The organism is Ectobacillus funiculus (assembly GCF_004138295.1).
GTDB lineage: Bacteria > Bacillota > Bacilli > Bacillales > Bacillaceae_G > Ectobacillus > Ectobacillus funiculus.
On record NZ_SCFM01000018.1, the window covers coordinates 85,322 to 101,724 of the forward strand.

Genomic DNA, 16,403 nt, shown 5'->3' on the forward strand with positions numbered 1-16,403 from the left:
TTACATGATTTAAGCGCGCTCTACGATTGTTGCTACCCCTTGTCCTCCGCCAATGCAAAGCGTTGCTAGACCAGTTTGGCTATCACGCTTAATCATTTCATGGATAAGGCTAACAAGAACACGGGCACCACTTGCGCCAATTGGGTGTCCTAATGCAATCGCACCGCCGTTTACGTTCAATTTCTCTTTATTAAATTGAAGCTCACGGTCTACTGCAAGAGCTTGTGCTGCAAACGCTTCGTTTGCCTCGATTAAGCTGATATCCTCTAATTGAAGAGCTGCTTTTTCAAGAGCTTTTTTCACAGCTGGAACAGGACCGATTCCCATAATGCTTGGATCTACGCCTGCACTTGCATTAGCTTTGATCGTTACTAATGGCTTAAGTCCTAATTCATCTGCTTTTTTACGGCTCATAACAACTAGTGCAGCAGCGCCATCGTTAAGGCCTGAAGCATTAGCAGCTGTAACAGATCCGTCTTTTTTGAATGCTGGACGAAGCTTTCCAAGTCCTTCTGCAGTTGTTCCAAAGCGAGGGAACTCGTCTTGTGCAACTACAGTCACTTGACCTTTGCGTCCTGGTACTTCTACAGGAACAATCTCCTCAGCAAAACGATTGGATTCGATTGCCGCTTGCGCCTTTTGCTGACTCCAAGCAGCAAACTCATCTTGTTCTTCACGAGAAATGCTATATTTATCACAGAGATTTTCTGCTGTAATCCCCATGTGATAGTTATTAAAGGAGCATGTTAATCCATCATGAATCATGCTATCTACTAGCTTTTGATCTCCCATTTTAAATCCATTACGAGCCCCTTGTAAAAGGTAAGGAGCTTGGCTCATGTTTTCCATTCCGCCTGCAACAACGATTTCTGCATCTCCTGAAAGAATCGCTTGAGTTGCTAGATGCACTGCTTTCAGCCCTGAGCCACACACTTTATTGATTGTTAATGCAGATACTTCCTGAGGTAAGCCGGCAGCAATAGCAGCTTGTCTTGCTGGGTTTTGGCCAAGACCAGCTTGCAAAACGTTCCCCATAATAACTTCATCAACCTGATTTGCATCTACCCCTGCTTTTTGTAATGCGTCTTTAATTACTACGCCGCCTAATGTGGATGCAGAAACATTTTGTAAGCTACCTCCAAAGTTTCCAATCGCAGTTCTTACAGCACTAACAATAACAACTTCTGTCTGAGTCATGTCGAAAATCTCCCCTTAATATCGATAACCATCGATTTATTTCCTCAAGTTTAGACATTAAATATTCAGCTTCTAAATTCCTCCTTTCTAACCATTTTTTCGTTCATCATTTTTCGACATTTTCTTTACATTGACATACACCTGCCATGATATAAAAAACGTTTCTGCAAGCGGTAACAGGGAATAGGAAATATATTGAATAGCCCTACAGAAACCCAGATAACACCAAGTCTTTCATCTATATGCTAAGGGAAATATAAAAAAATGCCCTTACCTTAGACACCTATTGGATAGTTCTATCTAAATGTACATCTCTTACTGATATGGAAACATGATACAAAAATCAACTTACTGCAACGTCTACTCTCTGTTGATTTTTGTCGAACACTTTGGTAATATCAGCACAAAAAATAAGCAGGTTAATCAGTAATCTCATAATATTCTTTTTTTAAATGATGGGTGTTCATTTTTATGTAAGCGATTTATAATAAAGAAAGAGTGTCCCATCATTGAGGAGGTATGGCCAAATGGCAACCGAACAGACAAACAAAACAAATCCATGGACAAAGTTTCACGGTCCAAATCTTGGCTATGTCGTTGAGCAATATGATCGTTATGTAAACAATGAAGAATCCGTTGATCCGGAATTAATAGAGCTTTTTGTCCAATGGGGTCCACCTTTGGATTTTAAAATTTCAAAAAAAGAAGCAGGACAAGCCCCTCCTTCTTTCAACAATACAACTAACATGGACATAATACTTAAGATAGTAAAGCTATGCGAAGATATTCGCAGACATGGACACTTAGCAGCGAGCATCAACCCATTATCAGAACAAAAAAATAACCACCCTTTGCTGCAGCCAGAAAAATATGGTTTAACTGAAACTGATTTGAAAGCGGTTTCCGCTAAGCTTGTTTGGGAAAACGCACCAAAGGAAATCCAAACGGCATGGGATGCATTCAACCAGTTAAAATCGGTTTATACTTCATCCTTAGCATACGAGTTTGAGCATGTGCATAGCAGCGAGGAACGAGCATGGCTGCAACAAATGGTAGAAACAGGATCCTTACATCGTGCCTTATCTAAAGAAAAGCGGGCAAACCTGCTGCAGCGCCTAACTGAAGTAGAGGGTTTTGAACAATTTTTACACCGAACATTTGTAGGGCAGAAGCGATTTTCTATTGAAGGCGTCGATATGCTAGTACCAGTACTGGATGAAATCGTAAATGAAAGCGTTATCTTAGGCATGCACAATGTCTTGATTGGTATGGCGCACCGCGGACGCTTAAGTGTATTAGCTCACACACTTGAAAAGCCATATCGCAGCATTCTTACAGAATTTCAACACTCCACTACAAAGAAGACCGGCCAACCAGAGGATAAAGTTGGTTGGACAGGAGATGTTAAATATCATTTAGGCTATAATCGTTTTATTGAAGGAACTAATGGGGTTCGTACACGCGTAACTTTAGCTAACAACCCGAGCCACCTTGAAGTTGTAGATCCTGTTGTGGAGGGCTTTGCAAGAGCTGCGCAGGATGACCGAAGCAAGCCTGGTTCGCCTAAACAAGATGTATCGAAAGCGCTTTCCGTCCTTGTTCATGGTGATGCCGCCTTTCCTGGTCAGGGAATTGTCGCAGAAACTTTAAACTTAGCTGGGCTCAAGGGTTACCATACAGGCGGAACTCTTCATATTATCGCAAATAATTTAGTCGGATTTACAACAGATAGTTCAGACTCCCGTTCCACAAGATACGCGAGTGATTTGGCAAAAGGATTTGAAGTCCCTATTGTACATGTGAATGCAGATGACCCGGAAGCTTGTTTAGCAGCTGCGTATCTTGCTCACCAATACCGAGTTCGCTTCCAAAAGGATTTTGTCATTGACCTGGTGGGCTATCGTCGCTTTGGACATAACGAAATGGATGATCCAACAATGACGCAGCCGCATGTATATAAGAAGATTACAAATCATCCAACTGTAAGAGCATTATATGCAAATCAGCTTCAAGCGAAGGGAATTCTTACACAAGAAGAAGCAGAGCAAATGAAGCAAAACGTTCAAGAAATATTACAAACTGAATATAACAACGTTCCTGAAAAGAAGGAGACTCTATCTGGAGATATACCGGTACCAGAAGTCATTGCCAATGGTATTCCATCAATAGAAACAGGCGTACCATTAGATACACTTCGTGAATTAAATACAGAATTATTGAGCTGGCCAGAAGGCTTTACTATTTATCCGAAATTAAAGCGCATTCTTGAACGCCGTAAAAGCGCATTAGAAGAGCAAGGAAAAGTAGAGTGGGCAGTGGCTGAAGCATTAGCATTCGCAACGATCCTACAAGACGGAACACCAATTCGTCTAACAGGACAAGACTCAGAGCGTGGAACATTTGCTCAGCGTCATATTGTGCTGCATGATACAGAAACAAATGAAACCTTCTCAACAATGCAGCAGCTCCCGCAGGCTCGCGCTTCCTTTACGGTCCATAATAGTCCGTTATCTGAAGCAGCGGTTGTCGGTTTTGAATATGGATACAATGTATTCGCTCCCGAAACACTTGTTATTTGGGAAGCGCAATACGGAGATTTTGCTAACACAGCACAAACTCTCTTTGATCAATTCATCTCAGCAAGCCGTGCCAAATGGGGACAAAAATCGGGTCTTGTTATATTGCTCCCTCATGGCTATGAAGGGCAAGGACCTGAACATTCGAGCGCTCGACCGGAACGCTTTTTACAGCTTGCAGCTGAAAATAACTGGACTGTCGCAAACGTAACAAGTGCAGCTCAATATTTCCATATTCTTCGTCGACAAGCATCCGTTTTAGGAACAGATTCTGTCCGACCACTAGTAATTATGGCACCAAAAAGCTTATTGCGTCATGCGATGATTGCATCTCCAAGCAGTGACCTAAGCAAAGGCCGTTTTCAGACAGTGCTAGAGCAGCCAAATCTTGGACAAGACGCAAATAAAGTAAAACGCTTAGTACTAACAACAGGAAAAATGGCAATTGACTTAGCAATGGAAGCAGAAGCACATAAAGAGAATGAAATCCTAGATGCAGTACACATTATTCGCATCGAACAGTTATATCCGTTTCCAAAGGAAAAGGTGGCGACGATCGTAAAGCGTTATCCGAATCTTGAAGAAATCGTTTGGGTACAAGAGGAACCAAAAAATATGGGGTCTTGGCATTATATCGCCCCTACCCTATTCGAGCTTGCCGGCAAGCATATAGCAGTAGACTATATCGGACGTCCAGAACGCTCAAGTCCTTCAGGCGGAGATCCAGCGATTCATAAAAAAGAACAAGAACAGATCGTGAAGCAGGCATTAATCACAGATCGCTTATCCAACTACGAGAATCAAGAACAAGCATTAGTGAAAAACTAAAACAATTCATTTAGGGCGGCTATTGATAAAGAGCGTTACACCATCAAGGGGGATATAGAAAATGATTGAAATTAAAGTGCCAGAGCTTGCAGAATCCATTACAGAAGGAACCATTTCAAACTGGCTCATCAAGGTTGGCGACAGAGTAAACAAAGGGGAAAGTGTCGTTGAGCTTGAAACAGACAAAGTAAATGTTGAAGTCAATGCAGATTATGCCGGGGTATTAACACAGCTATTAAAACAACCTGGCGACACAGTAGAAGTTGGAGATGTTATCGCTATTTTGGAGGAAAATGTAGATGCCAGCATACCTGCTGTCGAGCCTGTTAATCAACAAGCTCCTGCTTCAAGTGTATCTGTCGTGCAGCAGGAGACTGATTCGGCAAACAATCAATCCTTACATCGCTTTCCAAGCACAGGTCAGCCTGTTGCTTCACCAGCAGCTAGAAAATTAGCACGCGAAATGGGAATTGATTTAAATGAAGTACGAAGCACTGATCCACTTGGCAGAATTAGACCGCATGATGTGAAAGGATCGACTGTTCCAGCTCCTGCGGCAGAAGTGCCAAAATTAGAAAAGCCTGCTCCAAAGCCTGCAGGTATACAAGCAGATGCAGAATTTACAAAGCCGGTGGAACGCTTGAAAATGTCCCGTCGCCGCCAAACAATCGCCAAACGTCTCGTTGAAGTACAGCACACAGCTGCAATGCTAACTACATTTAATGAAGTCGATATGTCCGCGGTTATGAAGCTACGTACAAAACGTAAGGATGCATTTTTTGAAAAGCATGGCGTGCGTCTTGGCTTTATGTCCTTCTTTACCAAAGCTGTAGTGGCAGCACTTAAGAAGTACCCGCTTCTCAATGCCGAAATTCAAGATGACGAGATTATCCTAAAGAAATTTTATGATATCGGAATCGCAGTGGCCGCGCCAGAAGGGTTAGTTGTACCAGTTGTACGTGATGCAAATCAAAAAAGCTTCGCGGAAATTGAGGGAGAAATTAACCAGCTCGGCAAAAAAGCACGTGATAACAACCTTACATTAAAAGAGCTGCAAGGCGGCACATTTACAATTACAAACGGGGGAGTTTTCGGTTCCTTAATGTCAACACCGATCTTAAACAGCCCGCAGGTAGGAATTCTTGGTATGCATAAGATTCAAACAAGACCAATAGCTATCGATGAGGAACGTATGGAAAATCGACCAATGATGTATATTGCTCTTTCCTATGACCACCGCATTGTTGATGGAAAAGAAGCGGTTGGCTTTCTTGTTACGGTGAAGGAACTGCTAGAGGACCCTGAATCCCTATTGTTAGAAGGTTGATTGGTTTTGATCAGATCCCATATGAAACCTTGAACTGGGTAGCAAGGAAGTCATCTGCTCAGCCGCCAATCAATGGAATCTGTCTATAATTAACATTATATAAAAAGTCCGCCTTATCCCCTTATTACTAAGGAATGAGGCGGACTTTTTATATCTTGTTTTTCAATAGTGCGGCTCCAAGCTCAACGATCAAAGAGGCTTACTTAAGTCTATACCTTCCATGAAAGTAACAAACGCTTTTACCATGTTCAGCTTCAAGGAATCCTCATGGTAAATCATCCATGTTTTTCGTAATATAGGCTCCCCTTCTTTTGTTCGGATATCAATTTTGTGTATATCATCTATACCGTTGAAAAGCATGCTCGACATAATGGCGTAGCCTAATCCATTCACTACCATTTCCTTACATGTATCAGCCTTATCAACCTCTATGCTCGTTAAAGGCGGCTGAGAATAATTTTCTGCCCACCAATTGTCAACCACAGATTTTAATAAATAATCGGGTTGGTAATTAATTCTTGGCAGATGAGGAAGGTCGGAAATGTGAATTTTTTCCTTAGAAGCAATACATATTGTTTCTTCAAATAATAGCTGTTTTTTCTCCTGCCAGCTGTAATCCCCCCTAATAAAACCAATATGCGCATCTTGGTTATAAACTAAATTGGTGATATCACTGCTCCAAGCCGTCGAGACCTTAAATTCAATAGCTGGATATTGATCCTTAAAACGCTTTAATAAGGTTGGAAGGTGATAATGTGCAAAGAAATTTGCAACACCCAGCTTTAATGTTCCAGCAACTTTACTGTCCATATTGAGAACATTTTCTTTCATTTTTTGAATTCTCAACAGTATTTCTTTCGCACATTTTGCTAAATATTCTCCTTGCGGAGTGAACTGAATTCCCCTCCTTCCCCGGTTTACAATTTGGACCCCAAATTCTTTTTCAATTAGCTGTAAACGATGTGTTAAAGCAGGCTGAGAAATATATAAACTTTTTGCTGCCTTCGTAATATTTTTTTCGTTATGAAGCACCTGTAAAATAAGCCAATCCCGATCCTCCATCAGTTCTCTCCTATCCAACCATCAATTTTATTTATGGTTAGTTATCAATCTTATATATTTTATTTATTTCTAGTAGTATATTAATATTCATTTATGCAAGGTTCAACCCTTTTACAATATGTACAGCATCATTATAGAGAAAGTCTGCCTGGTACTTTCACTCCTAACAAACATGTTTTAAGAAAGGAGGAATCTGTATGAAGGATACGGTTTTTTTCAAAAATATTTATTTCATCATATTAAGCAGTATAGGGGGGCTTATCCTCTCCTTAACCGGGCTTTCCATCGGTTGGATGCTTGGGACACTGCTCTTGGCAACCCTTCTCTCTTTCCAGCGATCAACATTTTTAAAGCTTCCCGAGAAGCAACAGGGAGTTTCAAAGCATTGGTTACAAGCTGGGCAATGTATTTTAGGGATTGAATTGGGACAAAAAATGAACTTGTCTATTTTTCATATTTTTAAAGAAGACTGGATGACTATCCTAATTATGCTGCTTTTGTCTATCGTTTTTTCTATCCTTTCCGGATTCATTCTATGGAAGTTTAGCCAAATGGATATGCTGACGAGCTTGTTTGGAACAGCCCCTGGAGGATTAAGTGCGATGCCTGGTATTGCGGAAGAAGTAGGCGCCAATACCGCAATCGTCAGCATTGTTCAAACTATGCGTGTTTTTCTAATTGTCCTAATGATCCCAGTCATTGTTTCTTCTTGGACTTTAGATCCTGTTAATCCTACAGCAGCTTATCTTTCTTCTGTTCAAATACCCGCGTTTCATATAGGGCAACTTCTCTGGACTATCATCTTAATCGTAACAGCGTGTGGAGGATATTATATAGGGAAGACCTTAAGATTCCCTGCCCCATGGTTAGTGGGAAGCATGGTCAGTGTTGCTATTATACAATCGCTCAGTTCCTCCTATGTTGGACATGATATGATTGCATGGTGGCCTCACAGCGTAATTATTTTATCGCAAATTTTAATGGGTTCAAGCATAGGGTCACGTTTTGAAAAAAATATGTTTATAGGCTTGAAAAATACATTGTTTGTTTCTTTAGTAAGTACAATCATCCTCATTCTTGCCATGTTCCTATGTGCATATCTTGTATCAACCTTAACGGGTATAACATTTATCACTGCTGCCTTGGCGTTTGCCCCGGGCGGGATTGCAGAAATGACAACCACGGCAGTCGTTTTACACGCGGACTCTACCTTTGTATTAGCGGTGCAAGTGCTTCGATTAGTCTTTGTCTGTGTCATTCTCCCTCCCTTTTTCAGATTTTTACATCACTGGAAGCTAAGAAAAAATATACGCTCTCATGTATCTGCTTAATTTTTCAATACTGGGATTTTCTTTTATACTTATAATGGAGATAAGGAGGGATGAGAATGGATTTTTTTTATAGTCAAAAGAAAAGAGATCCACAAGAACATAAATCCTTTTTCGTTCAAGCTAATGAAAAAACACAAGAACAAGAGATAGAGCAATTGTCACTCATATTAGCCGAAATCATTCGAAGTTCATCATGTAAGGACGAAGACATTGTCTTTTTATGTATTGGTTCAGATCGATACGTTGGAGATTCCCTCGGTCCCTTAGCAGGAACAATGCTCAAAGAAAGCCAGGTTCCCTATCGTATCTATGGCACGTTAGAGGAGCCTGTTCATTCATTCAATTTGAAGAAGGTGATAAAGGGAATTCAGAAACAATTTAAGAAGACCCTCATTATTAGTATTGATGCTTGTCTAGGAGAAAAAAATCAAGTAGGACAAGTTATTTTTCAAGAAGGGCCGCTTGTTCCGGGAAAAGCTCTTGAGAAGGTGCTGCCGGCAATAGGCGATTATCATATGAAAGGAATGGTCAACTATATAGATCCTTTGCCAACATCACAGTTTTTAAATGATACCCGGTTATATACTGTTATGAATCTTGCAAAGATTATTGTAAAAATCATTACTCGAGCAGCTGACAAAAGCGCCTCCATACACGATACAATTTAATAAGTGCAGCTAGGCTGGCGCCAGTCTAGCTGCACTTATACTTTAAAATATAAAATAAACTACCCCACAGTATAAACTGCAAGTTTAAAACAAAGTAAGAGCGCCAGTTAGAATAGCAACAATCATAATAACCAAGGAGCAAATAACAGCCCACTTAAATGCATATCGCTGAAATTCACCAAGATCGGTTTTAACCATTCCTACCAACAACAAAGTGGATGCAACAAGCGGGCTTAAGAAATGCACCGGTTGCCCCAAGATGGAGGCTCTAGCAATTTCTACAGGAGAAATTCCATAAGAAGAAGCGGCTTCAGCAAGAATTGGTAAAACTCCAAAGTAGTATGCATCATTCGATAAAACAAATGTAAATGGCATGCTAGTTAGAGCAACAACCAATGGGAAGAAAGATCCTAAAGAATCCGGAATAATTGACACTAATGCATGAGCTATTGCATCTACCATTTTTGTTCCAGAAAAAATCCCAGTAAATATACCAGCAGCAAATACTAAAGTAACGACAGTTAAAGCATTCCCAGCATGAGCTAACACACGCTCTTTTTGTTGCTCTAAATTCGGATAATTAATCATTGAAGCCAGAACAAAGCCTATAAGAAACAAAACAGGAACAGGCAATATTTCCATTACTAATACGACCATAACAGTCAGAGTTAGAAGTAAATTTATCCATATTAACTTGGGGCGTTTAATATTTGCAGGAATTTCAAAAGCGGCAGCTACTTCAGGAATAGTCGATATATTTTTAGGAGAATATTGAATATCGATAATGCCAATTCTTTCACGTTCTTTTTTCCCCAAAACATAGGCTATAAAAAGAACACATGCGATTCCCCCAGCCATTGTCGGTAAAAGCGGGATAAAGAAGTTACCCGCATCAAGACCCAAGGATGTTATAGCTCTAGTAGCAGGTCCCCCCCAAGGAGTCATACCACTCATAATACTTAGAGAAAGCAAAGAAACGGTCGCAAGAACAAGAGGATTCATACCTAATCGCAGGTAAAGCGGCAACATAGCTGAAATCGTAATCATATGAGTCGTTGTTCCATCTCCATCTAAAGCAACTGTTAGCGCCAGCACCGCTGTTCCTATTGCTATTTTAACAGGATCCCCTTTAACGATTTGCAGCATCTTCGAAATCAATGGATCAAATAAACCAGCATCTATCAAAATGCCGAAGAATAAAATTGCAAATAATAATAAAGCTGCTGAAGGTGCAACAACCTTTAGCCCATCAAGCATCATTTTACCAAGCTGAGAACCAAATCCCCCTACTAATGCAAAAATGATAGGAACTGAAACTAGAGCGTTAATCGGAGATAATCGCTTTGACATCATCAAATACGTAAAAACTACAACCATTGAAATCCCTAAAAAAGTAAGAATAGTAATCCCCCCTTAATATAGAAACCGCTTACATATTAAAAAAAAAAAAAAAAAAAAAAAAAAAAAATGAATTTGGATACTTAAAAATGATTTTATCATCTCCCTACGATTTGAATTCTCCATATCTTAAGAATAATTCAAGTTCACAAATAAGTGAAATATATATTTTTTGACCCTTTCCTAAAAAAAAACTTATAATTAAACGATTTTGAAGTGATGGACGCTTATGACAATTTGCGTTTTTCGAAATTCAATATGTAGTCTTATTTAACTGAATATTCAGGATTATTGAATAAATAGTTGATATAGACCAGAAAGCTCTTAAGATTATTGTTGATAAAATCATTTATAATAAAATGAAACTTCCATATCACGAAGTGTTGACAAAAGCACATTTTGTAGCTTTTATCTTCATTTGGTTAGCTCTTGTGATTTATACTTTTTCTTCTGTAACAAAATCGGGTCAAGAGAGTAAGGAACCTATAAAAAGTAAAATTGATGCCTAACAAGAGATAGCACTTTTTTATGAACGGGGGCATGCTTTAAAAAGATTGGGGAAACCTTTATAGCTGGGGTTCCCCTTAATTTTATCAAATTATCAAACACAACCTTATGAAGCATAAGTGTATACTCACTTCAATAAGTATTAGAATAATCATTTAAAAATTCAATAAAACTTTTAACTATAGATAGCCGGAGAGAGTCTTGATCATACATTAACCATGTATTTCTTACTACAGGCTCCCCATTTTTGTAGGTTAACTGGTATGTGTGAAGGTGATCAGAAGGCTGCAAACAAATTTCAGGTAGTATAGCAATTCCTAAATCATTTTTGACCATTTCTTTACATGTTTCCTGTCTATCTGTTTCCATCGTGACAAATGGTGGTTCTGAAAACCTATCGTGCCACCAGCCATCAATGAGACCTTTTAGCGAACTATCTGTTTTGTAATTAATAAAGGGCAGCTCTGCTAGCTTGGTCATGTCCACCTCTTTTTTAGAAATCAAACAAAGCCTCTCCTTATGTATCAATGTTTTGATTCCATACCAATTGTAGTTACCTCTCAGTATTCCTAACTGTACACTGGAGGAATGAAGAAGGTTCATAATATCTGTGCTCCATCCCGTATTTACATTAAATTGTACATTAGGGTATTTCTCCGAAAACCGTTTCAATACTCTAGGCAATTTATATTGGGCGAAATTACTTGAAACTCCTAGTCTCAAAGTTCCTCTTACTTCATTCTTCATATTCAATATATGATCTTTCGTTCTTTGCATTTTTTTTATCATTTCATCTGCATAATTTGCCAAATAGAGTCCTTCCGAAGTGAACTCAATTCCCCCTCTTATTTTGAAAAACAAACTGGTCCCGAATTGTTGTTCTAAATTTTTCAATCTATATGTTAACGCTGGCTGAGAAATATACAAACGCTCTGCAGCCCGGCTAATATTTCTCTCCTCATATAGAACTCTTATAGCGACCCAATCCTTCTCATCCATGCTGTACAGCTCCTATCCGTTTTGATTATAAGTTTTTTTTGGTTTTTTTCTATTAAATTATCTATTGTACTTATGATTCAGCTTATCATACTATGTCTTTAGAAGCACCGGTACTTTTAAATAAAGAATAAGAAAAGGTGGGTATGGGGATGAAGGTACCAGTTGTTGTTATGCGTGGCGGAACAAGTAAAGGTGTATTTCTCGCTTTCGAGCATATGCCAACCAATCAATTACTTTGGGAAGACTTTTTATTAGATATTATGGGGAGTCCGGATCATAGACAGATTGATGGACTTGGTGGAGCAAATTCGTTAACGAGTAAAGCAGCTATTATCAAGAAATCCGATTTGGAAGGGATAGATGTAGAATATACCTTTGCGCAAATCAGCATTGAGAATCAAATGGTTGATTTTAAAGGGAATTGCGGCAATATTTCATCTGCAGTAGGACCTTATGCTATTCAACAGGGATTGGTGCCTGCAAAGGAACCTATCACAACTGTGAGAATATTTAATACAAATACGCAGAAGGTAATTATAGCTGAGGTTGAAGTTGAAAATGGACAGGTTAAAACAGATGGAAGCTGTTCAATTCCTGGAGTTCCCGGAACTGGCTCCCCCATTTACCTTTCCTTCACTCGTGCAGAAGGTGCAGTAACAGGAAAGCTGTTCCCGACCGGAAATCCTATAGACATAATTGAAACACCTAACGGCTCAATACCTATATCCATTATTGATGTGGCAAATCCATTAGTCTTTGTAAGGGCCCAGGACATCGGGCTTACCGGAACTGAGTTACCCCATGATTATTCTCAAGAAAAATTAAAGGAAATGGAGGAAATAAGGTCCATGGCAGCTGAAATGTGTCAATTTTCCCAAAAAGAAGAAGCGACTAAGAAATCTCCCGCTGTGCCAAAAATGACGATCATCGCTCCTCCTATGGATTATACTGACCTGACAGGAGTAGAACGAAAAGCTTCGGATATGGACTTGATTATAAGAATGATGTCTATGCAAAAACCACATCAAGCCCTTGCGATTACCGGTGCGATTTGTACAACAGCAGGCGCCTTCTTAAAGGATACGATTTTATCCAATATTGTAACAGTGACTGAAGAAGTAGTTCGCTTAGCACATCCCGCTGGTATTATGCAAACAAAGGTAGATATACTTGCAGGACATATTGCAGCAATTAAGGTAGTTCGTACAGCCCGCACTATTCTAGAAGGATATGTGTACACAAAACGAAACTATGAACTTTCCTATCAATTAGCTTGATTTCATACCGTCTAAGGAAAATAAAAAATTTATTTTAACTTGGGGGATTTTCTATGTGGATCATTACTACGTACAAAAACAATGGCATTAAAATGCTTGAATTTGAAAAAGAAGAGGAAGCAAGAGAAGTATTCAAAAGCATTCAAGACAACAAGATTCTTACCGAAGTTATTTATTTTAATGATCCATGTTTCGCTTATGCTTAAACTCCTTGTAACTGCATATATTAGCAAATTACTCACCTGAATTAAAAGGAGATAAGTCAAGGATTCTTCTAGCAAACCCTCGGCTTATCCCTTTATTTTTACTTACAAGTATATATCCAGCTTTTGTGCATTTGAGCCGCTTGCATATGAAATATCCAAATACTTCTTTCGAATGGAAGAAGTATTTGCCGCTTTCATACCACCACCTCACCTAAGAACAACATTTCCCCTATTCATTTTTTCCTTTCCCCATTCATAATCAGATGAAATTTTACATTTTTTTGACAGTCGAACCTTAACTTGATGGCTACAGATTATAGCCTCTCTCTTCGTGCTGTCGCGGAATTCATAATAAAATAGCTAATCACTAACACTAAAATAGCTAATGTGTACAAAAGGGTATGCATCGGATTCTCATAATGTACAATAATTAAACGAATCAATGCAGTAATACCAATGTATAAGAAATAGCGTATCGGGAAGTGATAATGCTCTTGAAAATATTTTACGATCATTGCTATAAATTCAAAATACAAAAAGAAAACTAAAATACTCTCAAGAAGCTCATACTGCGTATTAACACCTTCGCCAAAAAAGGAAAAACGAATGAAATGGATGATTTCCTTACCTAGCATAAAACACAAGGCAATAGCTAGTATAATTAATGCAACATTTAAGATAGATTGAAGAATGAATGAAATCTTAAGCCTTGACCCAGTCACTTTACCTTGCTCCTTCATTGAAACTCCTCCGATTATAGTAGATTTTCTAAGGATGCTAGAGCATCCCAGGTTTCGGGAATACATGAAATGGATTCCAAAACCTATCTACTATGTTACCTAAAGAAGGAGGGATAATTCAATAACTAAAAACTAGTCTCTTTCTGATGGTACGTCTGCACTTATACTTTATTTCTAAAATCTACTGATGTGTCAGATTCTCATTTAGCCGGAAATTTATCCTTTCTTACAGCATAAAAAACAAGGCTACATAAGGTCTCCTTGTTTTTTCACATTTTATCTGTCATTAGTCCTACCGCTCTATTTTGTATCCGCTCATTTCAGTATCAGTACTTCAGCTTATGAATTCTTTTTTCTTCGATATTAAAGCTAAACGGCTGAGATTGAGCTTTGATAAACTCCACTAATGCATCTAAATCAACAGGACCTGTTTCTCTATCTGTCCCTTCCCTCAATATCGTAAAACCATCACCGCCGTCAGCCAGAAAACTATTCACTGTTACAGTATAGCTCTTATTTGCAGCCAAGCTTGTTCCCTCAGGCAGCTGAATATCCATAACCTTTTTACCGATAGGCTGGTTATCATCCCATGTGTAGGTGAAGCCGGAAATCTGAAGCATTGTCTGTTTTTGCCCTTGCCATTGCTGGTTTAGCACAGCCCGTATTTGTTCACCCGTTAGCTTCATCTTCACTAACTTATTGTTAAATGGCTGAACGGTAAATAAGTGTCCCCAAGTAACATCTCCAGCACCAACGTCTGCCCGAATGCCGCCAGGATTCATTAAAGCAAAATCTGTTTTCATGAGAGCTCGCTGGGAATCAGCAATTACATTGCCTAATAGGGACTCACCATCTTCATTTTGCAGGGAGATTAACGGTACCTTTGCGACCCCAATGAGACGATTTACGATAGGCTCTACCTTCGCCTCATATTGTTGAATCATCCGTTTTGTCACTGCATCAGGTTCGATACCCTCTTGGAATACATTCACAATTTCCGCACTTTTATTCATAATATTCTTCGTTCCCGGATCAATCTCTAGATCGACATCAGAAAAGGCCGTTCCATAAGAATAGGATTGAACAAGCAGTTTCCCATCCACTATTGCATTCATATATGCGTGATTGTGGCCTCCATAAATAATATCAACTTCCTCATCCACCGCATGAGCAATTTCTGTTAACCTACCGACAGCTTGCTCACCATTAAAGCCTGAAGAGCCAGGGTTATGAGCGAGAACAATGATGGCTCGTACCCCTATTTTTTTTAGCGTAGCTACCGAGCGATTAATTGCTTGCGCCTCATCAATAAATTTAATCCCTTTCACTCCGCTCGGAATAACGACATTTGGTGTATGAGTGGTACATACTCCAATGAATCCAATCTGCATGCCGTTCACCTCTATCACCTTATATGGAGGGAATATTGGGCTATCTGTTTTTTCATTAATTACGTTAGCTACAATCCAAGGAAAGGCTGCTCCCCCGAAATCCCCTGTTTCTGCATGTATGCCACCGTTAATCAAACGGAGAAGCTCATTGATGCCTTCATCGAACTCATGATTTCCCATTGTACCGATATGAAAATGCATCTGATTTAAAAAATCGACTGTAGGCTCATCCTGCAGTAATGCAGAAACTGGGGCACTCGCACCAACCATATCTCCTACATGGACCAATAGGGTATTTTTATTTTCCGCAGCATGCTTCTTCAAATAAGTGGCAAGATAGTCCGCCCGTCCGACAGATTTCCCGTTTACTTTACGAGTCACATTCAGTTGACCATGTAAATCATTAATCCCGAGCAATTGAATTTTAATATAGCGGGGATTACTTGCAGGTTTTTTATTTTGTTTTTTAGTAGGACGATTGCTAATGTGACCATGATAACCATTGGATAGTCCTTGAGTATCCCCCATCACCGTGATAGCGCTAATGTGATTAACACTCCTCCCTTTTTGGCTAACTCCTAAAAGCTTTGCAGCTTCTATATGTGCCGCCTGCCTTTTTTGATAACTTTGAAGCTTTACGTTGCTTGGGTTATCGATAGTACTCTCGTCAATACGACTGCATCCCATCAAGACGAACACCAAAAAACCTATAAAAGAAACTCTTGGAAAAAGCCTCATGAACACTTTCCCCTTATCCTAGAAGATAATAAAGCACATCTAGTATTTGTAGACTTAAAAACCTTATTCCAAATTTAAAGTATCAAAAAAGACCTACCTTAAATCCCTTATACATTTGCACAAAAACACAGACATTTTTTGTTCACATTTACAAAATA

Annotated in this window: 12 protein-coding genes; 6 read left to right on the forward strand and 6 right to left on the reverse strand. The window is 39.2% G+C overall.

Annotation, left to right across the window (positions count from 1 at the left end; genetic code table 11):
• Positions 1-9: 9 nt before the first annotated feature.
• A complete protein-coding gene (locus EP737_RS13920; RefSeq protein ID WP_129728584.1) occupies positions 10-1,197 on the reverse strand; it encodes an acetyl-CoA C-acetyltransferase in 1,188 nt (395 codons plus the stop codon).
• A 527-nt stretch (positions 1,198-1,724) separates the two neighbouring features.
• On the opposite strand from EP737_RS13920, the gene EP737_RS13925 reads away from it, so the two are divergent.
• Complete coding sequence (locus EP737_RS13925) at positions 1,725-4,601, forward strand: 2-oxoglutarate dehydrogenase E1 component (RefSeq protein WP_129728585.1); 2,877 nt, start codon at positions 1,725-1,727, stop codon at positions 4,599-4,601.
• Between the two features lie 61 nt (positions 4,602-4,662).
• The gene (odhB, locus tag EP737_RS13930) at positions 4,663-5,928 is read left to right on the forward strand and encodes a 2-oxoglutarate dehydrogenase complex dihydrolipoyllysine-residue succinyltransferase (protein ID WP_129728586.1); all 1,266 of its coding nucleotides are present in this window, start codon (positions 4,663-4,665) and stop codon (positions 5,926-5,928) included.
• A gap of 189 nt (positions 5,929-6,117) precedes the next feature.
• Here the strand turns inward: odhB and EP737_RS13935 are convergent, their stop codons facing one another.
• On the reverse strand, positions 6,118-6,990 hold the full coding sequence (locus tag EP737_RS13935; RefSeq protein WP_129728587.1) for a LysR family transcriptional regulator: 873 nt from the start codon (positions 6,988-6,990) through the stop codon (positions 6,118-6,120).
• Positions 6,991-7,187: 197 nt separating this feature from the next.
• On the opposite strand from EP737_RS13935, the gene EP737_RS13940 reads away from it, so the two are divergent.
• The gene (locus tag EP737_RS13940) at positions 7,188-8,321 is read left to right on the forward strand and encodes an AbrB family transcriptional regulator (protein WP_129728588.1); all 1,134 of its coding nucleotides are present in this window, start codon (positions 7,188-7,190) and stop codon (positions 8,319-8,321) included.
• A gap of 56 nt (positions 8,322-8,377) precedes the next feature.
• Positions 8,378-8,989 carry a spore protease YyaC gene (gene yyaC / locus EP737_RS13945; protein ID WP_129728589.1) on the forward strand — a complete coding sequence of 204 codons (612 nt, stop codon included), beginning with the start codon at positions 8,378-8,380 and terminating at the stop codon, positions 8,987-8,989.
• 84 nt (positions 8,990-9,073) lie between these two features.
• On the opposite strand, the gene EP737_RS13950 is transcribed toward yyaC, so the two are convergent.
• On the reverse strand, positions 9,074-10,390 hold the full coding sequence (locus EP737_RS13950; protein ID WP_129728590.1) for a CitMHS family transporter: 1,317 nt from the start codon (positions 10,388-10,390) through the stop codon (positions 9,074-9,076).
• A 636-nt stretch (positions 10,391-11,026) separates the two neighbouring features.
• Positions 11,027-11,893, reverse strand: coding sequence for a LysR family transcriptional regulator (locus tag EP737_RS13960; RefSeq protein ID WP_129728591.1), 867 nt, complete (start codon positions 11,891-11,893; stop codon positions 11,027-11,029).
• Between the two features lie 149 nt (positions 11,894-12,042).
• Between EP737_RS13960 and EP737_RS13965 the strand changes: the two genes are divergently transcribed.
• Together EP737_RS13965 and EP737_RS25615 are read left to right on the forward strand one after the other, a co-directional pair.
• A complete protein-coding gene (locus EP737_RS13965; protein WP_129728592.1) occupies positions 12,043-13,170 on the forward strand; it encodes a 2-methylaconitate cis-trans isomerase PrpF family protein in 1,128 nt (375 codons plus the stop codon).
• 53 nt (positions 13,171-13,223) lie between these two features.
• Positions 13,224-13,376, forward strand: coding sequence for a hypothetical protein (locus tag EP737_RS25615; protein ID WP_165350796.1), 153 nt, complete (start codon positions 13,224-13,226; stop codon positions 13,374-13,376).
• A gap of 314 nt (positions 13,377-13,690) precedes the next feature.
• On the opposite strand, the gene psiE is transcribed toward EP737_RS25615, so the two are convergent.
• Entirely contained in the window at positions 13,691-14,116 is a 426-nt protein-coding gene (psiE, locus tag EP737_RS13970) for a phosphate-starvation-inducible protein PsiE (RefSeq protein ID WP_129728593.1), read from the reverse strand.
• A 326-nt stretch (positions 14,117-14,442) separates the two neighbouring features.
• Positions 14,443-16,035 (reverse strand): bifunctional metallophosphatase/5'-nucleotidase, encoded by a 1,593-nt coding sequence (locus tag EP737_RS13975; protein ID WP_129728612.1) that lies wholly within the window; start codon positions 16,033-16,035, stop codon positions 14,443-14,445.
• Positions 16,036-16,403 lie beyond the last annotated feature (368 nt).

Coding starts and splice junctions, on each gene's coding strand:
- psiE (WP_129728593.1), bottom strand. CDS start 14,116: ATGAAGGAGCAAGGTAAAGTGACTGGGTCAAGGCTTAAGATTTCATTC.
- EP737_RS13960 (WP_129728591.1), bottom strand. CDS start 11,893: ATGGATGAGAAGGATTGGGTCGCTATAAGAGTTCTATATGAGGAGAGA.
- EP737_RS13920 (WP_129728584.1), bottom strand. CDS start 1,197: ATGACTCAGACAGAAGTTGTTATTGTTAGTGCTGTAAGAACTGCGATT.
- EP737_RS13940 (WP_129728588.1), top strand. CDS start 7,188: ATGAAGGATACGGTTTTTTTCAAAAATATTTATTTCATCATATTAAGC.
- yyaC (WP_129728589.1), top strand. CDS start 8,378: ATGGATTTTTTTTATAGTCAAAAGAAAAGAGATCCACAAGAACATAAA.
- EP737_RS13935 (WP_129728587.1), bottom strand. CDS start 6,990: ATGGAGGATCGGGATTGGCTTATTTTACAGGTGCTTCATAACGAAAAA.
- EP737_RS13965 (WP_129728592.1), top strand. CDS start 12,043: ATGAAGGTACCAGTTGTTGTTATGCGTGGCGGAACAAGTAAAGGTGTA.
- EP737_RS25615 (WP_165350796.1), top strand. CDS start 13,224: ATGTGGATCATTACTACGTACAAAAACAATGGCATTAAAATGCTTGAA.
- EP737_RS13975 (WP_129728612.1), bottom strand. CDS start 16,035: ATGGGGGATACTCAAGGACTATCCAATGGTTATCATGGTCACATTAGC.
- odhB (WP_129728586.1), top strand. CDS start 4,663: ATGATTGAAATTAAAGTGCCAGAGCTTGCAGAATCCATTACAGAAGGA.
- EP737_RS13925 (WP_129728585.1), top strand. CDS start 1,725: ATGGCAACCGAACAGACAAACAAAACAAATCCATGGACAAAGTTTCAC.